Here is a 21,363-nt window from a genome sequence, read left to right on the forward strand (position 1 = left end):
TTAATGATTATAGCTTCTCGGCTTTGATTTTCCAGACGCTCTTTTTTCACCGCTTCTTGGTTTTACAGGTGCTTTTTTTCGGCGATCGGAGTTGTAGCCTCTTGAATCGTCTCTTCTTCTGCGATCACGGTCCTGAGATCTTCTTTCCCGTTTTTGTGGAAGCGGCTGTTCTTCTGTCAGTTTTACAGGAGTTGTATCCGGTTCTTTCGTTAACATCTTCAACACAGCAGCAACTACAGTAGATGCATCATTTGCTTCAAGCAATTCTTCCGCAGCCGCTTTGTAATATTGAAGATTATTGGACTCAATCGTCTGCGAAATTTTATCTACGACTGCACGCTGCTGGCCTTCTAATGCTTCATCAAGAGTTGGCGGCTTCATTTTTTCCATTTTACGCTTCGTTGTTTTTTCAACAACAGATAGATACGATTTTTCTCTTGGTGTAATAAAAGTCATCGCTACCCCTGTTTTACCTGCACGGCCGGTACGGCCAATACGGTGAACATAACTTTCAGGATCCTGCGGAATATCAAAGTTATATACATGAGTTACACCCGAGATATCAAGGCCCCTTGCTGCTACATCCGTAGCGACAAGAACATCGATTGAACCTTCCTTAAACTTGCGAAGGACAGACAGACGTTTTGCTTGGCTTAAATCCCCATGAATTCCTTCTGCCGTATAACCTCTTAGGTTTAGCGCTTCTGATAACTCATCAACACGGCGTTTTGTACGTCCAAAGACAATCGCAAGCTCGGGTGATTGGATATCCAATAGTCTTGTCAGTACATCGAATTTACTCTTTTCTTGTACTTCCACATAATATTGTTCGATTAAAGGTACCGTCATTTCTTTTGCCTTCACACGAACAATCTGCGGATCCTTCATGAACTTTTCAGCCATACGCTGAATCGGTGCCGGCATCGTTGCAGAGAACAATAATGTTTGGCGTTCAGTAGGGATTTCCGCTAAGATGCTTTCAATATCTTCAATGAATCCCATGTTTAGCATTTCATCTGCTTCATCCAAGATGGCTGTATGAACATGGTCTAAGCGAAGTGTTTTTCTGTTAATATGGTCAAGGACACGTCCTGGTGTACCTACAATGATATGTGGAGCTTTCTTAAGAGAACGGATTTGGCGGCCAATATCCTGCCCGCCGTAAATTGGTAATACGCGGACTCTTTTACCCGCTCCGATTTTATAAAGCTCTTCTGAAACTTGAATCGCAAGTTCACGTGTGGGAGCGATGATAATCCCTTGAATTGCTTCTACGCTCATATCAATTTTTTCTACTAATGGAATTCCAAATGCAGCTGTTTTTCCTGTTCCTGTTTGAGCCTGACCGATCAAATCTTTATTTTCTAAGCTCAACGGAATCGTCTCTGCCTGGATTGGTGTTGCCTCCTCAAAACCCATACGGAGGACAGCCTTTAGTGTTGCCTGGCTAATACCTAAATCTTGAAACTTCGTCAATGTTTTCAATCTCCTTCATCTATTTAAAAATTATGTTTGTACTGAATGTATCGTTACGCATCAAAATGCCCAAATTTATTTTACCAAAAAAAAGACATTCCTCCATAGGAGTATGCCCATGTTTGCTCGATCTTAAGACACGTCGATGATAATCATACCACTATTCCATGTACATTGCAATCAAAGCTAGTTTTTACCAACCTTAACACTCGGTTAAAAAATCGTACACTTGAGAAAATAGGGCGGTTTTTTCCTCACAGTGACAAATATGATGTTGGGAATCCTTAATGTACGTAATTTGCTTCTTTTTTGCACGAATCGTCCGATACAAATATTCAGCACTTTTGGGCGGCACCATTCCATCACATTCCCCTTGAGCAATTAAGGTAGGCACTTCTACTTGATGCAAAAGTGGTTTTATAAAGGAGACAAGTTGACGAAATTGCAAGGTTGCCGCTATGGGGGTTGCTTTTATTTTTCTTATATAACGCTGAAATAATTCATTCTCCCTTAAGTTTCCTCGAAGGGAATCCATCAGCATCGTTTTTACTTCTACCGCCATTTGTTTCGGATTGATGTAAAGGGCTGCGGCACTTAATAAAACAAGCTTTTTAACAGGATAATTGGCTGCTAAATAGGCTGCAATTAAGCCTCCCATTGAAAAACCAATGACATACACTTCATCACAGGTTTGGAGGAGCTTTTTTAATTCAACCTCGGCACATTCAATCCACTGTTGATAGTAAACCCCTTTTAATGAAAGTATTTCACCATGACCCGGAAGTGTAGGCACCTGGAATTTCCACGCCGTCCGTTCTGATAAATACTCCACCAATGGTTCTACTTCATAAGGGGCCCCCGTAAAGCCGTGAATACACAAGCAGCCAATCATTATAAACACCTGCCAAAACACCATTTTATTTATGCTGTGTTAACCTTGCCTGTTGATTTGCGCTCCAGGCGCTTCGCTTTCCGCGGGCGGTCCGAGGAGCCTCCTCGGCGCTAAAGCGCCTGCGGGGTCTCCCCAGTTCCGATCACCCGCAGGAGTCTCGCGCCTTCCGCTCCAATCAACATAGTTATTTTTGCAGAGAATTCACAATTTCCTCTAATTTCATTCCACGTGATGCTTTAACTAGTACCAATGCTTTTTCATTTACATGCTGTTCCAATTCTTGGAGTAATTCTTCCTTATCCGTAAACGTAAAAACTCGGTTTTCTCCTAAAACGGTACGGGCACCCTTGGCAATATGCGCTCCTAATTTTCCATACGTAAACAATAAGTCTATTTTGTCAGGGTTCAAGCCACTGCCAATTTGCAGATGGTATTGTTCTTCTTGCGGCCCTAGTTCCAGCATATCGCCTAATACGAGAATTTTTTTCTCATACCCCTGAAGATTCGATACCAATTCAATCGCTGCAATCATGGATGTCGGACTGGCATTATAGGCATCGTTAATAATTTTTTCACCATGCTTACCTTCGACGAGTTCCATTCTCATATTTGTAAGTTTAATCCCTGCTAAACCTTCATTCATTTTTTCAAAAGGAACATTTAAATACCGTGCAATCAGCATAGCCGCCAGCGCATTTAAAATATTGTGCGTGCCTAAAACAGGCAGCTCAAAGCTTTCTATTGAAGCATTTGTCTTAAACCTGTTACCATGATCCAATTGAACAATATTGGTTGGGTATAGGTTGTTAGCTTCACTTCTTCCAAAGGTTTCAACTGCAACATTCCCTTTAAATTGATGAATCCGTTCCATTAATAATGGTTCATCCCCGTGCAGTACAGCTAGTCCACCCTCTTTTAACCCCTGCAATATTTCAAGTTTAGCCTCAGCAATTCCTTCTCTTGAACCAAGATCAAGCAAGTGGGATTCGCCAATATTCGTAATCACGACCGCATCCGGGCAGGCAAGCTTGGTAAGAAATTCAATTTCTCCCCTTCCGCTCATTCCCATTTCCAAAACAGCGATATCCGTATCTTCTTCCAATCCTAAAATTGTTAATGGAAGACCGATTTGATTATTATAGTTTCCTTCTGTTTTTTGAACCTTATATCGAGTAGACAGAAGGCCGGCCGTTAAATCTTTTGTAGTGGTTTTTCCATTACTACCGGTGATGCCCACTACCTTTATATCCAGTTGCTTTCGATAGCTTCTTGCCAATTCCTGCAGGGCCGTTAAACAATCATCTACAATTAAAAGCGGCAAGTGCTCGGGCGGGTTGGGAACATCGCTTTGCCAAAGTGCAGCTGCTGCACCTTTTTGGATGGATTCCTCTACATATTTATGTCCATCCACCCGTTCTCCTTTAAACGGTACAAACAAGCTTCCTGCTTCGATTTTTCTGGAGTCAATTACAATGCCGCAGACGTTCACATCTTTAAATGGAGTAATATCATTTTTTACCGGAATCATTTCAGCAATCTGACTAAGTGTTCTTTTCATCCTTCTTACCCTCCTAATTCCCATCATTTCAAAGAACGGACACGGCGAAATCGCGCCGTGTCATACAGTACATATTTATTGTCTAGCTTCTGCGCCTAGCCCCTCGAGGTTGCTTCGGTCCTGCCGATGAAGTCAAAGAACGACTTCACCGGCAGGACCGCAAGCAGCTGTCGGGGCTGAACAAGGCGCATCCGCTTTTCGTTTAGAATGTATATTTAATTTGTTGTTTCTCGGCATGTCTTTCTTGTGCCAGGTTGACAAGGCGCTCAATTAATTGCGGGTATTCAACACCAGTATGCTTCCATAATAGCGGGAACATACTAAAAGGAGTGAAACCTGGCATCGTATTGACTTCATTGATTAATGCTTTTCCATCCTTTGTCAGGAAGAAATCAGCCCGAACCAATCCTGAACAATCCAACGCTTTAAATGCCTGAATCGCCATTTCTTTAATTTGCTTATATTCTTCCTCGGTGATATCCGCCGGAATAATCAAAGCTGTCTCTCCGTCTTCGTATTTCGCTTTATAATCATAAAAGTCTTTTTTGGGCACAATTTCTCCCGCAACGGAACATTCCGGTTCGTCATTCCCCAAAAGTCCCACTTCAATTTCACGGGCAGTAACGCCTTCTTCAATAATCACCTTGCGATCAAATTGAAAAGCTTCCGTAAAAGCAGTTTCTAGCTCCGCACGATTTCGGCATTTGCTTATTCCAACACTCGAGCCAAGATTAGCCGGTTTTACGAAACATGGATAACCAATCTCTTCTTCGACCTTAGCATACGCGGCCTCTTTTCCCTTTTGCCATTCACTTTTGATAAAAGCGACATAGTCTACTTGGGCAAGCCCGGCCTGCGCAAATACATTTTTCATCATCACTTTATCCATACCAGCTGAGGATGCGAGCACCCCGTTTCCGACGTATGGAAGATTTAATAGTTCTAATAATCCTTGGACGGTGCCATCTTCGCCATTTGGGCCGTGCAGAAGTGGAAAGATGACATCAAGCGGCGCTTGTTCTTGTTTTTGGCCTTCAAATAATGCTGGTGCTAAAGATAACGGGGACAACTGGTTCTCTTCCGAAAATTCCAATGCCTTTACGTTTTCAACAGGAGCTTCCAGCTGCGGCCCTTTAATCCAGTGACCTTCTTCATTTATGTATATAGGATTGATTTCAAATTTTTCAAGGTCCAGTGCACGAATGACAGCCATTGCCGTCTGCATTGATACTTTATGTTCAGCGGATTTCCCTCCGTATAATAAACCCAGTTTTGTTTTCATGATAAACCTCCATTTTCATACTGTTTATATTTTAGCACTTTATCATTTAGATAAGGGAATGATGTGATAATCTTTTTTATTCTATTATTTCCTATTTTATGAAACTCGCGGCTTGGTTCAAAACAATCAAAAAATAAAATCTCTCCAAATTTATCCGGAGAGATTAGTGAACATTTAATTTCCACTCTTTTGTTTTTTTATCAAAAACAATTTTTGCATGATACGGTTCCTTTGAAATGATTTCATATTCCTCGTACATATCATCCATATTGGCAAAATCGCCAATTACCCAGATAGGAATCTCAATCTTCGTACGCTGCTGATCTGCATCTTTCAATGAAATACAGATACCCTCTTTCATAAAAGGAGTCAAAGAAAGAAGAATCTCTTTGTTTACGGAAGGATAAGAACGTTTTTTTCTTAAACCTAAAAGAGATTTCTCCATTTTAAGTTTACTCACCTTCCCAGAAATGGCCTCACTTAATAAATGGAAAAAGTCCTTAAAGGTTCGATAATAGATTTTGTTAAACCAGCCGTCATCATGGGCTAAATACACAAACCGATTTCCCAGCTTATTATAAAAAGGCGATTTTAAATGCTGCTTCAAATGCCCCAAATATAATAGTTCTGCGATTTCCTGCCCCGTTAATTCGTTTAAAACCTCTTCTTCGATAAAATCAATCCAGCAAAAATCTCCGTATCCGTATACATCTTCTCCAGCTAATTTTTTTACGCGATCCTCCGGACAATATTCTAGCAGCGTATGCATATTAAACTCAGTATCATCAAAGCGGTGCTTTAATAAAAGCAAGTGGTTTAATGAATCTGAAAAAGCAGCAGCAAACTCATCGAATTCAATTCCGTAGGACATTACATACTGATCAGATTGATTTAAATGTACATAAATAAGATCCCGTATGTCTTGATGATGCTTTTTCAAGGCCAAACTCCTCCGAAAGTAAATTTATCTTAAATGACAGCTCCGTACCTGCTGCCCTGATTTCTTAATCCCTTACCATTTTACCAAAGAATAGGTCAAATAGCTTATTTCAATTCTTTTACAATTTTAAAGCTTTGATGATGAAAATTGCAAATGGATTATCACAAAAACTACTATTTTTAAAATATCAATGATCCATGTTTTTGCATTACCTCGTCTTGGGATTTTTTTGAAACCATATTCCTGTTCCATTCGTCTTATCTATTGTAATATTTTGTATTGTTAGGTAATTATTTCTTTGTTAGCATGATAGTAACAAATGTGAAAAAACGGGTGTGACATATGGATTATTTTTCAAAAAGAGCGGATCGGTTTGATTGGACTTTAACGTTAATATTGTTTTTATTTTTCCTGATTAGCAGTGCAGCCATTTACAGTGCCCAGGGTGCAGCACAGTATAATGAAAACTTCTTAATTAAACAGGTCTTTTGGTATGTAGTCGGGGCTGCAATTATTTCTGTAGCAATCCTCATTGACAGCGATCAATATAAGCGGCTTTCTTGGTATTTTTATGGGTTTGGTCTGTTACTTTTGATTGCGATAATCGTGGCACCGACAAGCATTGCTCCCTATCGAAACGGCGCAAAAAGCTGGTTTATCATTCATGGATTTGGCATACAGCCTTCGGAATTTGTGAAAACCTTTTTGATTCTTGCCTTAAGCCGTGTCATTACCCAGCATCAAGAAAAGTTTAAAGGGAAATCTCTGAAATTGGATTTCTTGTTACTTTTAAAATTAGGGATTACCACGGCTGTTCCACTTGGGCTGATTATGCTTCAGCCTGACTTAGGGACCGCTCTCGTGATTTTATCAATTCTCACCGGTCTTATTTTAGTCTCGGGGATATCTTGGAAAATCATTTTACCCATCTATGGTTCGGGTGCAGGTCTTGGGGCAGGTATTCTTTATCTTGTTGTTCAGAAACCGGAACTGCTTGTAAAATATTTAAAAGTAAAGACCTATCAATTTGAGAGGATTTATTCTTGGCTTGACCCGGTGAACCATAAAAGCGATTCCGGCTTCCATCTGATGAAATCATTATCGGCAATCGGCTCAGGAATGGTGACGGGTAAAGGGTTTGATAAAGGTGACGTATATATTCCTGAGGGCCATACCGATTTCATTTTTAGTATTATCGGTGAAGAATACGGTTTTGTTGGTGGTAGTATTATAATCGGACTGTTCTTTCTGCTGATTTATCATTTAATCAAAACATCCTTGGACACGAATGATCCGTTTAATACCTATGTCTGCATAGGGGTGATCAGCGTGATTTCTTTTCACGTTTTTCAAAATATCGGGATGACGATTCAAGTGCTGCCGATTACCGGCATTCCGCTTCCCTTCATCAGCTATGGAGGAAGCTCTTTAATGGGGAATATGTTTGCAATGGGGCTTGTCTACAGCATCCGTTACCACCACCAGACCTATATGTTTTCTACTGGCAAATCGGTAGATGCCTAAAGGCAGCGGGACTCCGCTGTCTTTTTTGTTTATTTTAGGAATGATTGTTAAAAAGGTACCATATTTATTTCTTTAGTGGACAATCTGTTATAAACTAAATAAAGGTATATTACTACATGGGTGCAGGTGAGTCATGAAGGATTTTATTTTCTCGATATTAATGTTTTTATCACAATTAGGTTATCTCGGGATTGCGTTAGGTTTAATGATTGAAATTATCCCAAGTGAGATTGTTTTGGGTTATGGCGGATATATGATTTCACAAGGCCATTTAAACTTTTTAGGGGCTGTTATTGCAGGAACAATCGGCGGAACGATTGCCCAGTTATTTTTATATTGGGCAGGTTATTACGGAGGCCGGCCTTTTCTTGAAAAGTACGGAAAATATGTGTTAATTAAAAAGAGCCATATCGACATTGCCGAGCATTGGTTTAATAAGTATGGGGCCGGAGTGATTTTTTCAGCCCGCTTTATCCCTGTTGTCAGACATGCCATTTCCATTCCTGCTGGTATCGCAAAGATGTCTGTCAGTAAATTTACCCTTTATACGGTTGCGGCGGTGCTGCCATGGACAATCCTGTTTCTTTATTTAGGAAAGGTACTTGGTCAAAATTGGGCCCATATTAAGGAGTACGCACAGCCGTATGTGCTCCCTATTATTATCGCAGCAGTTATTTTAGGAGCCATTTATTTTATCATCAAAAAAACAAAGAAAACCACCGATTAATTCGGTGGTTTTCCTTATCTTTATGAAACGAGCTTTAAGCCAATTGCTGCGCTTAAAATCAAAGCAATAAAAAAAATTCTTTTCAAATCTTTTGATTCGCCATATAAAAGCATTCCTAATAACGCTCCGCCAGAAGCCCCAATCCCAGTCCAGATTGCATAAGCTGTTCCCATCGGCAAAGATTTCATTGCATACGCCAGGAATAGAAAACTGCCTCCAAATCCTATTACTAGTAGAATGATTGATTGCCAACTACGGTCCCTATGCAATTTATTAATCATTGTTACTCCAAACATTTCACACACCCCTGCCAAGATTAATGAAATCCAAGCCATTAGGAATCAACTCCTTCCTCAACCTCGTCTTTTGTAACTAACTTCAAACCAATTACGCCTATTAGTAAAACAACTATTAATATTATTTTCTCCACTTTAAATGGTTCCCCAAAGAAAATGATTTCAGAAAAAACGGTACCCGCAGTACCCAAACCTACAAAGACTGCATAAACCGTTCCAACTGGAAGTTTCCGCCCAGCCATTATCAGTGCATAAAAACTTATAAAAATTGAAATGACCGTTCCTGCCCAAGTCCAAAAATTATCTGCATGTTTTAACCCTATAACCCAAAACACTTCAAAAAATGCAGCAATAAACACTTTCATCCAATTAACATTCATTTTCTTCACTCCTTTTAGAAAGTCCTTACATGCAAAAAAAGCCTGGGAGATATCTAATAATAGTATCTCCCAGGCTTTTATCCTTCCGTGTACACCGAAAAGCGGAAGCAGCTTACAGGTCTGACGGTGAAGTCCTTTTTTGACTTCATCGGCATACCTACACAACCGTTTTCTTAGATGGTGCGTTTCCTCTCGGACCAGACTGGCAAATAGCCACGGAACCCTAGAAAACTTTTTATATATGATTTATTTTAACACAAACCCTCGGGGCCAGGAACTTCCAAATTCTACTTTTTGAAATGATATGGCAGCGTCGCCACAATCACTTTCTTTTTATAAAGCAGATAGGTCCGAATTAATAAACTGGATTGGTTATGCAAAATATTGTGCCAGCTCTTCTTCGTGATAAATTGTGGAATTAGTACGGTCACGCGGTAATTATTTCCACTCGCTTTATGTTCCACCGTATCAATAAATTTACTTAACGGATGTAAAATGCTTCGATAATGCGATTGTAACGTGACTAACCTGACATCCGGCTGCCACTTTTCCCATTTTTCCGCAAAGCGTTTTTCATCCTCACGATCAAATGAAACATAAACGGCAAAAATTTGATCCGTTAACGACTTTGCATAATTAATGGAGTTTTCCACTACCCGTGTAATGCCCGCCACTGGAACAATAATGACATTCCCTTCAACGGGGATCGCCGGCAATTGGTTGTAAACGCGCAGCTGCTCTCCGACCGCCTCATAATGCTTATTAATCCGGTGAAAAAGGATAACAATTAATGGCAGGAAAATAAAGACGAACCAAACTTGCCCAAGCTTTGTTATAAAGAATATCAATAAAACTGTAAGTGTAATTAAGGCACCAATAAAATTGGCTGTCAGTTTCGCCAACCAGCCGGGCGGTTTTTCACGAACCCACTTAATAATCATCCCCGTTTGCGACAAGGTAAACGGAATAAATACACCAACTGCATAAAGCGGAATTAGATGTTCCGTCTGCCCATGGAAGGTAATGATTAATAAAATCGAGGCAATACCCAAAGAAACAATTCCATTTGAATACCCGAGACGGTCACCCCGAATCGTAAACATCCTTGGCATATATTTGTCTCTTGCCAGATTATAAGCTAATTGCGGAAAAGCAGAGAAACCAGTATTGGCTGCCAACACTAGAATTAGCGCCGTCGTACCCTGTACAAAAAAGTATAAATAATTTCGTCCAAACGTTTCTTTAGTAATTTGCGATACAACAGTTTCTTCCGCCTTTGGAGCAATCCCATAATAATAGGCTAAAAAAGTAATCCCTGAAAATAATAGGGCAAGCAAAGATCCCATTAAAATAAGCGTTTTTGCCGCATTATTTGGAGCAGGGTCCTTGAAATTCGGAATTGCATTTGAAATTGCTTCAACACCGGTTAATGCGGAACATCCTGATGCAAAGGCCCTTAGCAATAAGAATAAGGTGATTCCCTGAACTGGCGCACCAATTGATGGATGATGAACGGTTGGGGCAACATTACCTGTCAATATTTTAAATATGCCGACACCAATCAAAATAAAAAGTGCAAAAACAAATAAATAAACCGGATAGGCGAGAATGGTAGCTGATTCTGTCAAACCACGAAGATTTAAAATCGTAATTAATACAACCAAAACACAGGCAATCGGGACCGTATGCGGATGCAGCACCGGAAAAGCCGATGTAATCGCATCTGTCCCCGCTGAAACACTTACTGCTACTGTTAGGATGTAATCAACCAGGAGGGACCCACCGGCTATTAATCCTGCATTTTCCCCTAGGTTTTCTTTTGAAACCACATAAGCGCCGCCACCATGTGGGTATGTAAAAATAATTTGCCGATAAGAAATGATAAGTGCGGCTAATAAAAATAAAACTCCTACTGCAATTGGAATGGAATACCAAAAGGCAATGACACTAATGGTCGACAAAACAATTAGAATTTGCTCCGTTCCGTATGCAACGGAAGATAATGCATCCGAAGAAAGAATGGCTAAGGCTTTTAATATATTTAACTTTTGTTCGCCCAATGCCGCTGATTTTAACGGCCGGCCAATTAGAAATCTCTTAATAGAAGAGAGCAAGCGATTCACCCACCAGACTTGAAGTAGAATTACCCGATTGATTTTATCATAAGAGGATAGCGAATATGAAGTATTTTTTTTTTCGACAAAAACCATGAAATACTGCTAATAAACTTCAAAAACCAAGTGCTTTCTTTATTGTTGTCGAAAAATATTAATTTATTAGGGTAAAAGAAAAAGCTGTCCTACAAAGATTCGATTCAATCCTCCGGACAACTTTTTCATCCTACATCTTAATCCTTTCAATTTCAAGCAGTTTCCTTTTAATCGGGGTATTACTTCCTGCATATCCGACCAAGCTGCCATTTTTGCCAATTACCCGATGGCATGGGATAATAATCGGAATCTGATTTGCCCGATTTGCTTGACCAACCGCACGAACGGCTTTTGGGTTTCCGATCATTTCAGCCACATCAGCATAGCTTTTCATTTCGCCAAAGGGGATGGATTGAAGCGCCTTCCAAACCTTTTTTCGAAAATCCGTTCCCTCTATCGACAGGGGAAGTTCGAATTGCTGACGCTGACCGTGAAAATACTCATCCAACTGTTTTATTGCTTCACCGCAAAGTTCCATATCTTCTTTTAAGAACGGGTTTTCTTTTTGATAGTTTAACCAGTCTTCTTCAAACAGCTCAATTCTTTTGACGCCTTTTTCATCTGCAATTATATAAAGCATCCCAATCGGCGATTCGTAAGCCGCATATCCTAATCTCAATTCGATCACCCCAATTAATACACAACCATATTCTTTTCCATTATACAGCCATTTTAATTCCCTTTTAACTCTAAAAAATGAAAAAACGTTCCTACATATCGTAGAAACGATTTTTCAATTGCCGTTTTTTCTTCTATTTATGCTTTAGCTTCAATGACACGTTTCATCGCCTGTATTTGCCCCAAATGATTGGCTTCATGGAAGGTGGCAAAATTTGCAACTTCACCGAAAGTTTCTAAACCAAGAAATGGGGTTGCAAGCCGTTCCTTTAAGCTCTCAGCTGGAACCTCTTTAATCCGGTTGATTTGCTCTTTAAGTTGACGGGATAATTCCTCGACAGATGGAACATCCCCTTGCCAATCAGCTGGTTTCGTACCCGTGGCAAACAGCATCATATAGTTCTCAGGAAGATTAGTGGATTTTTTAGGGAACCCAAACATAAACTGTTCGGCTACTGTTAACACATGCCCAATATGCCAATGAATCGTGTTATTAAAGCCCTCCGGCTGTACATCAACAATCGCTCCATCTAATCCATCGACATTTTTAAGAAGAAAATTCCTGGTTACCTCAAAATGTTTGAAAAATAATTCGCTCATTTCCTAGCCTCCCCCATTATACTCAGTTTCTATTTTAACCCAAAATCATCCAAATAAGAAAATTAAATGCCTTACATTTCTTCAGGAGACTCGACACCTAATAAACGTAAACCTTCTTTTAGAACAACCGTTACAGAATAAACAAGAGCTAAGCGTGCTTGTTTCTCTGCGTTATCCTCAAGGATTTTCACTTCGCCATAATATTTATTAAACGCTTGGGCAAGGTCAATCACATATTTAGCGACTTGAGAAGGATCAAACTGGTTAAGCGCTCTTTTGATTGCAGTTGGAAATTCCATTAGCATGCTAATAACCTTCCATTCTTTTTCCCAAGAATAATCCATTCCTTCTGGGTACCAATCACCGGACCAGTTTCCTTTACGTAAAATCGAACAGGCGCGAGCATGTGTATATTGTACATACGGCCCTGTTTCCCCCTCAAAACGAAGCATTTCTTCTAAAGAAAACTCAATATCATTCATTCTGAAATTCTTTAAGTCATGGAAAATAACCGCTCCGACCCCGACCTGTTTCGCAACCGCATCTTTGTTTTCAAGATTTGGATTTTTCTCTTCAATATTATGGCGCGCCATCGAAATCGATTCATCCAAAACCTCTTCTAATAAAACAACCTTTCCTTTTCTTGTCGACATTTTCTTGCCTTCTTTTAACATCATGCCAAATGGAATATGGACCATACTCTGTGCCCAGTCATAGCCCAGTTTTCCTAAAACAGCTTTTAATTGTTTAAAATGGAGGCTTTGTTCATTTCCGACAACATATAAGGACTTTTCAAAATCGTAGGTTTCCTTCCGATAAAGTGCTGCAGCTAAATCGCGGGTAGCGTACAATGTTGCACCATCAGATTTTTTGATTAAACATGGCGGCAATTCTTCTTCCGTTAACTCCACCACTTGTGCCTGGTCTGATTCTACCAGCAATTGTTTTTCCTCAAGAAGCTTCACAACACGGTCCATTTTATCATTGTAAAAAGCTTCACCGTTAAAGGAGTCAAACTCAACCTTCATTAAGCCGTATATTCTAGAGAATTCTTTTAAGGACTCATCGCGGAACCATTTCCATAACTCCTGAGCTTCTTTGTCCCCATCCTCAAGCATTTTAAACCAGCTTCTGCCCTGGTCAACAAGAGATAGGTCATTTTCCGCTTCTTCATGGAACTTAATATAAAGGGCCAACAGCTCTTTAATTGGATTTTGTTTAACCTTTTCGGCATCTCCCCAAAGTTTATAAGCAGTAATTAATTTACCAAACTGCGTGCCCCAGTCGCCAAGATGATTGATTTTCACCGGCTTATATCCGCATTTTTCAAGAATTAAAGACAAGGAATTACCAATGACCGTTGAGCGTAAATGTCCCATTGAAAATGGCTTGGCGATATTTGGCGAGGACATATCGATTGGCACATTTCCCCCGTTTCCGATTGTCTGGGTCCCATAGCTGCTTTCCTGCGAGTTAATTTCTTTGATTATTTGCTCGGAAACTTGTTGTTTATTTAAAAAGAAATTTAGATAAGCGCCAATTACTTCTATTTTTTCAAAAAGAGGGGATTGAATCGTACTGCTTAGTTCTTCGGCAATCAAATTTGGTGCCTTTCTTTTTACTTTTGCCAGTGTGAAGCAAGGAAAAGCTAAATCTCCATGTGCTTGGTTTTTTGGTTTTTCAATCAGTTGTTCAAGGTCCTGAACTGAAATCTCTCCCTTAAGGGATTCAAAAAGAATTTCGGCAAGCTCTTTCTTAAAATTCACAATAAAACCTCCATTGTTTTTCCTAAAATAAAGGCTGTGTTAAACTTGTCTGTTGATTTCCGCTCCAGGCGCTTCGCTTTCCGTGGGCGTGCCGGGGAGCCTCCTCGTCGCTTCGCTCCTGTGGGGTCTCCCCTGCCCCGTACTCCCACAGGAGTCTTCGCGCCTTCCGCTCCAATCAACAGAGTTAAAAAATCAACAATGTCCTTTAACACAGCCAAAATAAAAAACTCCCGTCTCTTATAAAAGAGACGAGAGTTATCCCGCGGTACCACTCTAATTGTTCGTAAAGAACCAGCTTACGCTTTGTAACGGAGAATTCTCCGGCATATCCTACTGTTACTTCGGACAGGCATCTCGAAAGTGCGCTTCATTATCTTCTTTTGGTTTCAGGCTCCCACCACCCCTGAATCGCTTCGACCTCATAGATAACTACTCTCTTTGTCATGGATTATCGATATTAATTACCAGATATTATACTGGAACACACGGGATTTTTCCAGTGTCTGTTTCATTATTTTTCTTATAAGAGGAAATCCTAACGGAAAGGAGGGATTTGTTGATGGCGAGAAGGAATAAAATCCTCGTTCCCGGAGCGAGGGCCGGATTGGATGAGCTAAAAGCCAAGGTTGTTAATGCCAAAAGCCCGGAGGATGCAAAGTTTGAGGCGGCTGAAGAAACAGGAGTACCTTTAAAGAAAGGGTACAACGGCCAGCTTACTTCTGAGCAAGCCGGAAAGGTCGGCGGCAGGTTAGGCGGCAGCATGGTTCGTGAGCTTGTGAAAATGGCGCAGCAAAACCTTGGGAAAAAATAAGTACAGGATAGTGACGGGCGCAAAAATCATTAATTAGCGACCGTCTTCTATTTTACTGGCTGAATATGGGCACGTAGAACCCCGTTTGTCTACTAATGCCATTTATATATCAATGATCAATCATTATTTTAAAAAAAGTTTGACAAATTTGTGACAATTGATAGAATATTCAGTATAAGGAGTGGATGACAATGCCGAAAAAACACTTAAAAACACTATTAGTATTCAAACAAGCTGCCTTTTTTGGAATCGGAGCTGGAATGTTGATTGTTTTATTCAGCTTTTTTGCAAACGGTTACAATCCTAATTATTCCCTTACGGCTGTCGGATTCGGAATCATTGTTGCCTTCATCATCGTCTTTGGGTTCGGCATGTCTTTAAGCTTAATGGAGGAGTATACGGTTAATTGCAAAGGAAAAACAAGTTCTATTTCGGATCTAAAAAAAAGTAAAGTGGTTCCTCTTAAAAGAGCTCAATATTCCCAAGTTCAAAAACCCGACCTTCAAAGGTTCATCATTTCCGAATAACTGATGCGTTTCGCAGATAAATATCAATTTCCCGCAGATAAAACGAATTATAAAACATAAAGGGTGCCCCTAGGAGCACCCTCTTATTATGCTTCTTGCTGTAGATTTTGCCGTTTAAATTTAACTACAAAGAATGTAAGCGTAGCAGCCAAGAAGGCCACAAAGAAAATTGAAATAAACTCAATATTTTGCCACATAAAGCTAAAGTCACCTGTTGAAATAATCGCCCTGAATCCCGCAATCGTGTATGTCATTGGCAGGAAGTGATTAATTTTTTGCAAAATCGTTGGCACCAATTCGATTGGATAAGTTCCGGCACTGCTGGTTAATTGCAAGATTAAAATAATGACAGCAATGAAGCGGCCCGGATTATCCAGAACAGTTACAAGGAATTGAATAATCGCTAAAAACGTCCAGCTAGTAAGGATACTTAACATAATAAAGAGCGGAACACTTTTTACTTCTAAACCAAGTCCTGCCAGCAGAACAACATCCGCAAGCAATGCCTGCCCGACTCCAACGATTAACAAAATTCCTAATTTACCCGCAAACCAGCTGAAGCCGCTTTTTGGTTTCCTTGCGGGTTCAAACATTGGAAAGATAATTGATAACATTAAAGCCCCTACAAACAAGCTTAATGATAAGAAGTAAGGTGTAAAACCGGTACCATAGTCAGGAACATGATTCATACGATCCTCTTTTAGGTTAACCGGCTTCGCAAACATATTATAAACATTGTTATTCGCTTTGACATCACTTGCATTTTTGGCTCCATCCTTCAATTTATCTTTTAATTCCTTCGAGCCGTCGGCAAGCTTATTCATGCCGCTTGTTAACTCATGAGAACCATTGGCAAGTTGGGTCATCCCGCCGTTTAAGCTTTTCGTGCCATCATATAATTGACCGGCTCCATCCGACAATTGCTTCGACCCATCCGCAAGCTTATTCGTCCCATCTTTCAGCTTTGTTGAACCATCTGCTAAGTTATTTAAACCGGAAGTTAGATTGCTGCTTCCATCTGTAATTTGGCCGAAGCCTTTCTTCGCCTCATCCAGTTTATTACCAAAGGTACCTAAACCTTGCGTTAATTGATTCTGCCCATCTTCAAGTTGTTTTGCACCGGAAGCCAATTGATTGACACCATCAGCAAGTTGAGTTTGGCCGTTGTTCAATTTATTTGCTCCGGCTGCCAATTGATCAGAGGCCTGTTTTAAAAGGTCTGCATTGTCGGAAAGAGCACCTAAACCAGCCGAAACCTTCTGGCTTCCTTCTGATAATTTTTCCAAATTCCCTTTTAAGCCTTCAAGTTTGGCTTTTTCAATCGGGTCATTCGTTTGTTCCTCCATTTGCTTTATAAACTCAATCGTTCCCTGTAATCCTTCGCTAATTTGCGCCGAACAAGTTTTTGCATCTCCCGCTCCCGCCTTCCATTTTTCCATGGAGGAAGAAAGTTTCGTTGCACCATCCGCCAGTTGCTTTGACCCATTTTGGAGGTCTGGCATTTTCGATGCGGCAGAATCAAGTCCATCTGCTAATTGTTTAGCACCGGTTTGAGATTTCTTCGCTCCTTCTACCAATTTGGCATTGCCATCCTGCATTTGACTAAGTCCTGTATCAAACTTCTGCAGCCCGTTTTGAAGATCCTTTGAACCGGAAGAAGCAGATTCCAAGCCTTTAGAAAACGTGACAGATTTTTCTACAAGGGTTTTTAAATTTTGTTCGATTTTATTCGCACCGCTATTCACCGAGCTTGCGCCATCTGATAATTTTGCAGTCCCATCTTTCGCGGTACCAATTCCCTTATTTAACTCTCCTGCTCCATCTTTTGCTGAAACAATTCCCTTATGAAGGTCGCCTGCCCCATCACTGGCCTTGTTTAATCCTTTTGCCACATCTTTAATATTGTCAAACATGGATTCGGCATATGTTTCTGTTACTGCACCTGCCACTTCTTCTTTTATCTTTTGTATGGCGGAATCACCAATTTTCGAAGAAAGATAGTTTGACCCTTCATTTGGAGTGTAGATCAGATTTAATTTTCTCGGATGATTGCTTTGTAATGTTGTTGCGTTTTTTGAAAAATCTTTTGGAATTTCAATTTTGATATAATAATCCTGTTTTTCTAACCCTCGATTTGCTTGTTTTTCACTTACAAATTTCCAGTTAAAGCTCTTTTTATCCTTTAACTTTTCTACTAAGTCCTCACCGATTTCAAGCTTTTTCCCATCATACACTGCGCCTTTGTCATGATTGACAACGGCAACCGGCATACGGTCCACATGCCCATACGGATTCCAGAACGCCCATAAGAATGTTCCACTGTAAAGCAGCGGAATCGTCATGACGCCAATAATGGCGATGAGTAGTTTACGGTTATGGATAATCCCCAAAAGCTCACTTTTCAAAGATGATAATGCCTTCATGTTTAACCTCCTTTTTGGATACAACCCATAATATTGACCAAAATCCCCATTCAGTCACAAACTTGTAAATAAAGAAGATTATCAAATTGATAATCCTTTTAATAAAAACACCTTCATTAGCTCGGCGATTTGCTCAGAACTTAAAGGTTCATGATGTTTTTCCCAATCCGAAACAAGGGCAATGTACATTTTTAGAAGCAAAAAGCTGGTTATTTCCGGGTCAGCTGCTGGAATGGCACCCTTAGAAATAGCTATTTCAATTTTTTGCTTTAAGTAGGCAATAATTTCATTTTCTACATGTTGGAGCATTTCAGCAACCGCCATTGTCCCCATTTCCGTTTCTTCTTGGATTAATTTAATCATGAGCTGGTGCTGTGAACGGAATTCCAATAAACGGTAAAGGGCCCGATGGACGTTTTCTGTAAAAGGCAAGCTTGGCTCGATTACATCCTCTGCTTCGGAAATCATCTCTCTGACTAAGGATGAAACAATTTCTTCAAACAGCTCTTCTTTATTTTTAAAAAAAGTATAGATGGTGCCCTTCCCAACATTCGCAAGTCTTGCCACTTGGTCCATCGTCGTTGCCTTGTAGCCAAATAAGGAAAAAGACTTCGTCGCCGCCTCTACAATCATCTTTCTGCGATCTGTTGCCATTCGGACCCCCTTTTGACCGTTTTAGTTTTTTAGTCATTTTTTAGAACAAAATTTACTATATCATAAACTTTTTTTAAAATCAATATTAAAGCAAGGCCTTTTTTGACAAAGAGCCTTGCTTTAATATGGTTCATTTTAATTAAAATTATACCTTATCTTCTTATAATACTCTTTCCCTAGCTACATTCTGTTTAAGTTCCCTTTCAGGTAAGGTTAATAGAATAACAGCTACAACAATAAATGCACCACCCAACAATTGATAAGCTCCAAATGATTCTTTTAACCATGCGATCGACAGAATGGCCGCCACAAGCGGTTCAATGCTGGATAACAAACCCGTTTCAACTGCGGATAAGTATTTTAAACTTCCAATATAGAGTAAAAAAGAAACCGTTCCGCTTAATAGAATAATAAGGAGCATTAAAAAAGTACCAATTGTCAATGTTCCTGCCACCTGATGAAAGCTAAACTGCCGGTGCACCACCCATAAAACCACACCGCCAAGCAGCATCCCCCAGCCAACAATTTGCAAGGTTCCCCAGCGTTTAATTAAAGATTTAGGATGAAGCGTATAAAAAGCGAAGGTAACCGCGGTTAAGATTCCATAGAGAATGGCCCGTTTCGATAAAACGACATTTTCAATAGAGCCATTGGTAATCAAATAAAATGTTCCTGATACCGCAGCTACTACTGCCAACAATTGCATCGTCGTTGGCAGTTTCTTTTTCCGGGTGGCAATATAAATCGTTATGATGATTGGTCCAAGAAATTGAAATAAGGTAGCCGTTACTGCATTACTTTTATCCAGTGTTTCAATAAACGTATATTGTCCAGCAAGCATTCCGATAACTGCAAAAATGCAAAGCTGAATCCAATCCTTCGGGTGCTTCCAAATTTCAAATATATTTTGCTTAGAAAAAAGCAAAAACCCTAAAATGGTGATGCCAGCAAATAGCAGACGGATAACTAAATAGTCCTCGGATGATAGGTCCGTATGATAAAAAAGCCACTGGATCATGGGACCGGATAATCCCCAAAATGTTGCCCCGCTTATGATCATCAGCAGACCGAGATGTCTAGATGGTTTCATGATGAATTAATACCTCCATTAAATAAACATAGTGGTATTATATTAGACATCTGATACTATAAGAAGTATCAGATTAACAAAAATGAGGGGGATCAGTTTTTTGTTAGAATTCACACCAAATCTTGAAACTCATTGTGACGAGCCATTATATATTCAGTTATATAACTATATTAAAAAGGAAATAAAAACAGGGAAATTGCCAGCAAACACAAAGCTTCCCTCAAAACGAAAACTTTCTACGTATCTACAAATCAGCCAGAATACAATCGAAGCCGCTTATGGTCAGCTTTTGGCTGAAGGCTATATAGAGGCAAAGCCACGGAGCGGATACTTTGTTTGTGAACTTGAACAAGCAAATTTTACTGTTAAGCGAGATGTGCAATTTATCGAAGAAAAAAAATACAAGGAACAATTTTTTTCTTTTGATTTTACCTATGCGGGCGTGGATTCCGGGTCCTTTCCGTTTGGTTTGTATCGGAAAATAACAAATGAAGTATTACGGATTGAAAATAAACAAGTGTTATTGCTTGGGCATCCACAGGGCGATTTCGGGCTTCGCGAAACGATTGCAAAATATTTATTTGAATCCCGTGGGGTTCATTGTTCTCCTAGCCAAATTATCATTGGTTCAGGGACTCCTTACTTATTAAACCTCTTATTCAAGCTGTTAAAAGGAAGTACATTCGCTGTGGAAAACCCTGGATATCATCGAAGGCTCTTTATCCATGGGCAAAATATCGAGGATGTTGAGATGATTCCACTCGACCAAGGTGGAATCATCCTCTCTCATTTAGAACAAAGCCGGGCAAATGTTGTCTGTGTCACCCCATCCCATCAATTTCCTTGCGGGATGATCATGCCGATTTCCCGGCGGATGCAGCTTTTAAGCTGGGCTGAAAAAGAAGAGAATCGTTTTATTATTGAGGATGATTATGATAGTGAATTTCGTTATATCGGAAAACCGATTCCTGCACTCCAAGGATTGGACAAGTATGAAAAAGTCATTTATATGAGCACTTTTTCTAAAGCACTGCTCCCTTCATTACGTATAAGCTATATGGTTTTACCTAGGCCATTAATCAAAAAGTATCAAGATGACTTATTTTTTTATGCCCAGACGGTATCGCGGATTGATCAAGAGGTCTTAAAACGATTCATGCAACAAGGGTTTTGGGAAAAGCATATTCAAAAAGTGAGGGTGGTCTATCAAAAAAAGCGGGATTTGCTGATTTCGACGATTTCCGGCTTTTTCCCCGACACGGTTGATATTATTGGTCAAGGCTCAGGACTGCATATCTTAATACGTCCAAATAATGGCCTGAACGAGCAGGAACTGATTGATAAAGCTGCACAATTTAGTATAAACGTGTATTCAGTCTCTCCCTACGGCAAAAACGATGATAAAACTGTCTTACTTGGTTTTGCAGCTTTGACTGAAGAAGAAATAGTTGAGGCCGTAAAGTTGTTGGCGAAGGCCTGGTTTCATTAATTCCTTTTTGTTTAAGAAATGAAGCAATTGGTCGGTTCAGTGAGTTTTTTAGAGCGATTGTGGTTCCTTCCAGCAAATTTGGGAATTTAATCAAATGTTT

The 21,363-nt window shown here is 39.9% G+C and carries 20 protein-coding genes, 1 riboswitch and 1 other annotated feature; of the genes, 5 read left to right on the plus strand and 15 right to left on the minus strand.

Annotated features, from left to right (window positions below; genetic code table 11):
- From cshA to BIV60_RS02655, 5 genes are all read right to left on the minus strand, one after another.
- Nucleotides 1-1,476: a degradosome RNA helicase CshA gene (gene cshA / locus BIV60_RS02635; RefSeq protein ID WP_071354176.1), complete on the minus strand. Its 1,476-nt coding sequence runs from the start codon at nucleotides 1,474-1,476 to the stop codon at nucleotides 1-3.
- A 202-nt stretch (nucleotides 1,477-1,678) separates the two neighbouring features.
- Nucleotides 1,679-2,368 carry an alpha/beta hydrolase gene (locus tag BIV60_RS02640; protein ID WP_071354177.1) on the minus strand — a complete coding sequence of 230 codons (690 nt, stop codon included), beginning with the start codon at nucleotides 2,366-2,368 and terminating at the stop codon, nucleotides 1,679-1,681.
- Between the two features lie 184 nt (nucleotides 2,369-2,552).
- The gene (locus BIV60_RS02645) at nucleotides 2,553-3,926 is read right to left on the minus strand and encodes a UDP-N-acetylmuramoyl-tripeptide--D-alanyl-D-alanine ligase (RefSeq protein ID WP_071354178.1); all 1,374 of its coding nucleotides are present in this window, start codon (nucleotides 3,924-3,926) and stop codon (nucleotides 2,553-2,555) included.
- A gap of 202 nt (nucleotides 3,927-4,128) precedes the next feature.
- A complete protein-coding gene (locus tag BIV60_RS02650; protein ID WP_071354179.1) occupies nucleotides 4,129-5,208 on the minus strand; it encodes a D-alanine--D-alanine ligase in 1,080 nt (359 codons plus the stop codon).
- A 163-nt stretch (nucleotides 5,209-5,371) separates the two neighbouring features.
- Entirely contained in the window at nucleotides 5,372-6,148 is a 777-nt protein-coding gene (locus tag BIV60_RS02655; protein ID WP_071354180.1) for a hypothetical protein, read from the minus strand.
- Nucleotides 6,149-6,490: 342 nt separating this feature from the next.
- Here BIV60_RS02655 and BIV60_RS02660 point away from each other — a divergent pair, with 342 nt between their 5' ends.
- Nucleotides 6,491-7,672: an FtsW/RodA/SpoVE family cell cycle protein gene (locus BIV60_RS02660; RefSeq protein WP_071354181.1), complete on the plus strand. Its 1,182-nt coding sequence runs from the start codon at nucleotides 6,491-6,493 to the stop codon at nucleotides 7,670-7,672.
- Nucleotides 7,673-7,805: 133 nt separating this feature from the next.
- Entirely contained in the window at nucleotides 7,806-8,399 is a 594-nt protein-coding gene (uptA, locus tag BIV60_RS02665; protein ID WP_071354182.1) for an undecaprenyl phosphate transporter UptA, read from the plus strand.
- Between the two features lie 20 nt (nucleotides 8,400-8,419).
- Here the strand turns inward: uptA and BIV60_RS02670 are convergent, their stop codons facing one another.
- From BIV60_RS02670 to BIV60_RS29445, 7 genes are all read right to left on the minus strand, one after another.
- Nucleotides 8,420-8,734 (minus strand): DMT family transporter, encoded by a 315-nt coding sequence (locus BIV60_RS02670; RefSeq protein ID WP_071354183.1) that lies wholly within the window; start codon nucleotides 8,732-8,734, stop codon nucleotides 8,420-8,422.
- Complete coding sequence (locus tag BIV60_RS02675) at nucleotides 8,734-9,075, minus strand: DMT family transporter (RefSeq protein ID WP_071354184.1); 342 nt, start codon at nucleotides 9,073-9,075, stop codon at nucleotides 8,734-8,736. The genes BIV60_RS02670 and BIV60_RS02675 overlap by 1 nt, the downstream gene beginning before the upstream one ends.
- Nucleotides 9,076-9,139: 64 nt before the next feature.
- Nucleotides 9,140-9,313: riboswitch (guanidine-I (ykkC/yxkD leader) on the minus strand.
- A 49-nt stretch (nucleotides 9,314-9,362) separates the two neighbouring features.
- The gene (locus BIV60_RS02680; protein ID WP_071354209.1) at nucleotides 9,363-11,189 is read right to left on the minus strand and encodes an APC family permease; all 1,827 of its coding nucleotides are present in this window, start codon (nucleotides 11,187-11,189) and stop codon (nucleotides 9,363-9,365) included.
- Nucleotides 11,190-11,415: 226 nt separating this feature from the next.
- Nucleotides 11,416-11,904, minus strand: coding sequence for a methylated-DNA--[protein]-cysteine S-methyltransferase (locus BIV60_RS02685; RefSeq protein ID WP_071354185.1), 489 nt, complete (start codon nucleotides 11,902-11,904; stop codon nucleotides 11,416-11,418).
- 137 nt (nucleotides 11,905-12,041) lie between these two features.
- On the minus strand, nucleotides 12,042-12,503 hold the full coding sequence (locus BIV60_RS02690; RefSeq protein ID WP_071354186.1) for a DinB family protein: 462 nt from the start codon (nucleotides 12,501-12,503) through the stop codon (nucleotides 12,042-12,044).
- Between the two features lie 71 nt (nucleotides 12,504-12,574).
- The gene (gene argS / locus BIV60_RS02695) at nucleotides 12,575-14,269 is read right to left on the minus strand and encodes an arginine--tRNA ligase (RefSeq protein ID WP_071354187.1); all 1,695 of its coding nucleotides are present in this window, start codon (nucleotides 14,267-14,269) and stop codon (nucleotides 12,575-12,577) included.
- Nucleotides 14,266-14,487 (minus strand): hypothetical protein, encoded by a 222-nt coding sequence (locus tag BIV60_RS29445; RefSeq protein WP_071354188.1) that lies wholly within the window; start codon nucleotides 14,485-14,487, stop codon nucleotides 14,266-14,268. Before BIV60_RS29445 ends, argS begins: the two co-directional genes overlap by 4 nt.
- A gap of 23 nt (nucleotides 14,488-14,510) precedes the next feature.
- Nucleotides 14,511-14,723: a binding site (T-box leader), on the minus strand.
- 105 nt (nucleotides 14,724-14,828) lie between these two features.
- On the opposite strand from BIV60_RS29445, the gene BIV60_RS02705 reads away from it, so the two are divergent.
- Nucleotides 14,829-15,080, plus strand: coding sequence for an alpha/beta-type small acid-soluble spore protein (locus BIV60_RS02705; protein WP_071354189.1), 252 nt, complete (start codon nucleotides 14,829-14,831; stop codon nucleotides 15,078-15,080).
- Nucleotides 15,081-15,271: 191 nt separating this feature from the next.
- A complete protein-coding gene (locus tag BIV60_RS02710) occupies nucleotides 15,272-15,607 on the plus strand; it encodes a hypothetical protein (protein WP_071354190.1) in 336 nt (111 codons plus the stop codon).
- Nucleotides 15,608-15,693: 86 nt separating this feature from the next.
- Here the strand turns inward: BIV60_RS02710 and BIV60_RS02715 are convergent, their stop codons facing one another.
- The 3 genes from BIV60_RS02715 to BIV60_RS02725 all read right to left on the minus strand — a co-directional run bounded on the left by BIV60_RS02715 (nucleotide 15,694) and on the right by BIV60_RS02725 (nucleotide 19,774).
- Nucleotides 15,694-18,030, minus strand: a complete 2,337-nt coding sequence (locus BIV60_RS02715) for a YhgE/Pip domain-containing protein (protein WP_071354191.1) — start codon at nucleotides 18,028-18,030, stop codon at nucleotides 15,694-15,696.
- 81 nt (nucleotides 18,031-18,111) lie between these two features.
- Nucleotides 18,112-18,684: a TetR/AcrR family transcriptional regulator gene (locus tag BIV60_RS02720; protein ID WP_071354192.1), complete on the minus strand. Its 573-nt coding sequence runs from the start codon at nucleotides 18,682-18,684 to the stop codon at nucleotides 18,112-18,114.
- 160 nt (nucleotides 18,685-18,844) lie between these two features.
- Nucleotides 18,845-19,774, minus strand: a complete 930-nt coding sequence (locus BIV60_RS02725; protein ID WP_071354193.1) for a DMT family transporter — start codon at nucleotides 19,772-19,774, stop codon at nucleotides 18,845-18,847.
- A gap of 100 nt (nucleotides 19,775-19,874) precedes the next feature.
- Between BIV60_RS02725 and pdxR the strand changes: the two genes are divergently transcribed.
- On the plus strand, nucleotides 19,875-21,263 hold the full coding sequence (gene pdxR, locus BIV60_RS02730) for a MocR-like pyridoxine biosynthesis transcription factor PdxR (RefSeq protein ID WP_071354194.1): 1,389 nt from the start codon (nucleotides 19,875-19,877) through the stop codon (nucleotides 21,261-21,263).
- The last annotated feature ends 100 nt before the right edge of the window (nucleotides 21,264-21,363 follow it).

This window comes from Bacillus sp. MUM 116 (assembly GCF_001866655.1).
Classification (GTDB): domain Bacteria; phylum Bacillota; class Bacilli; order Bacillales; family Cytobacillaceae; genus Neobacillus.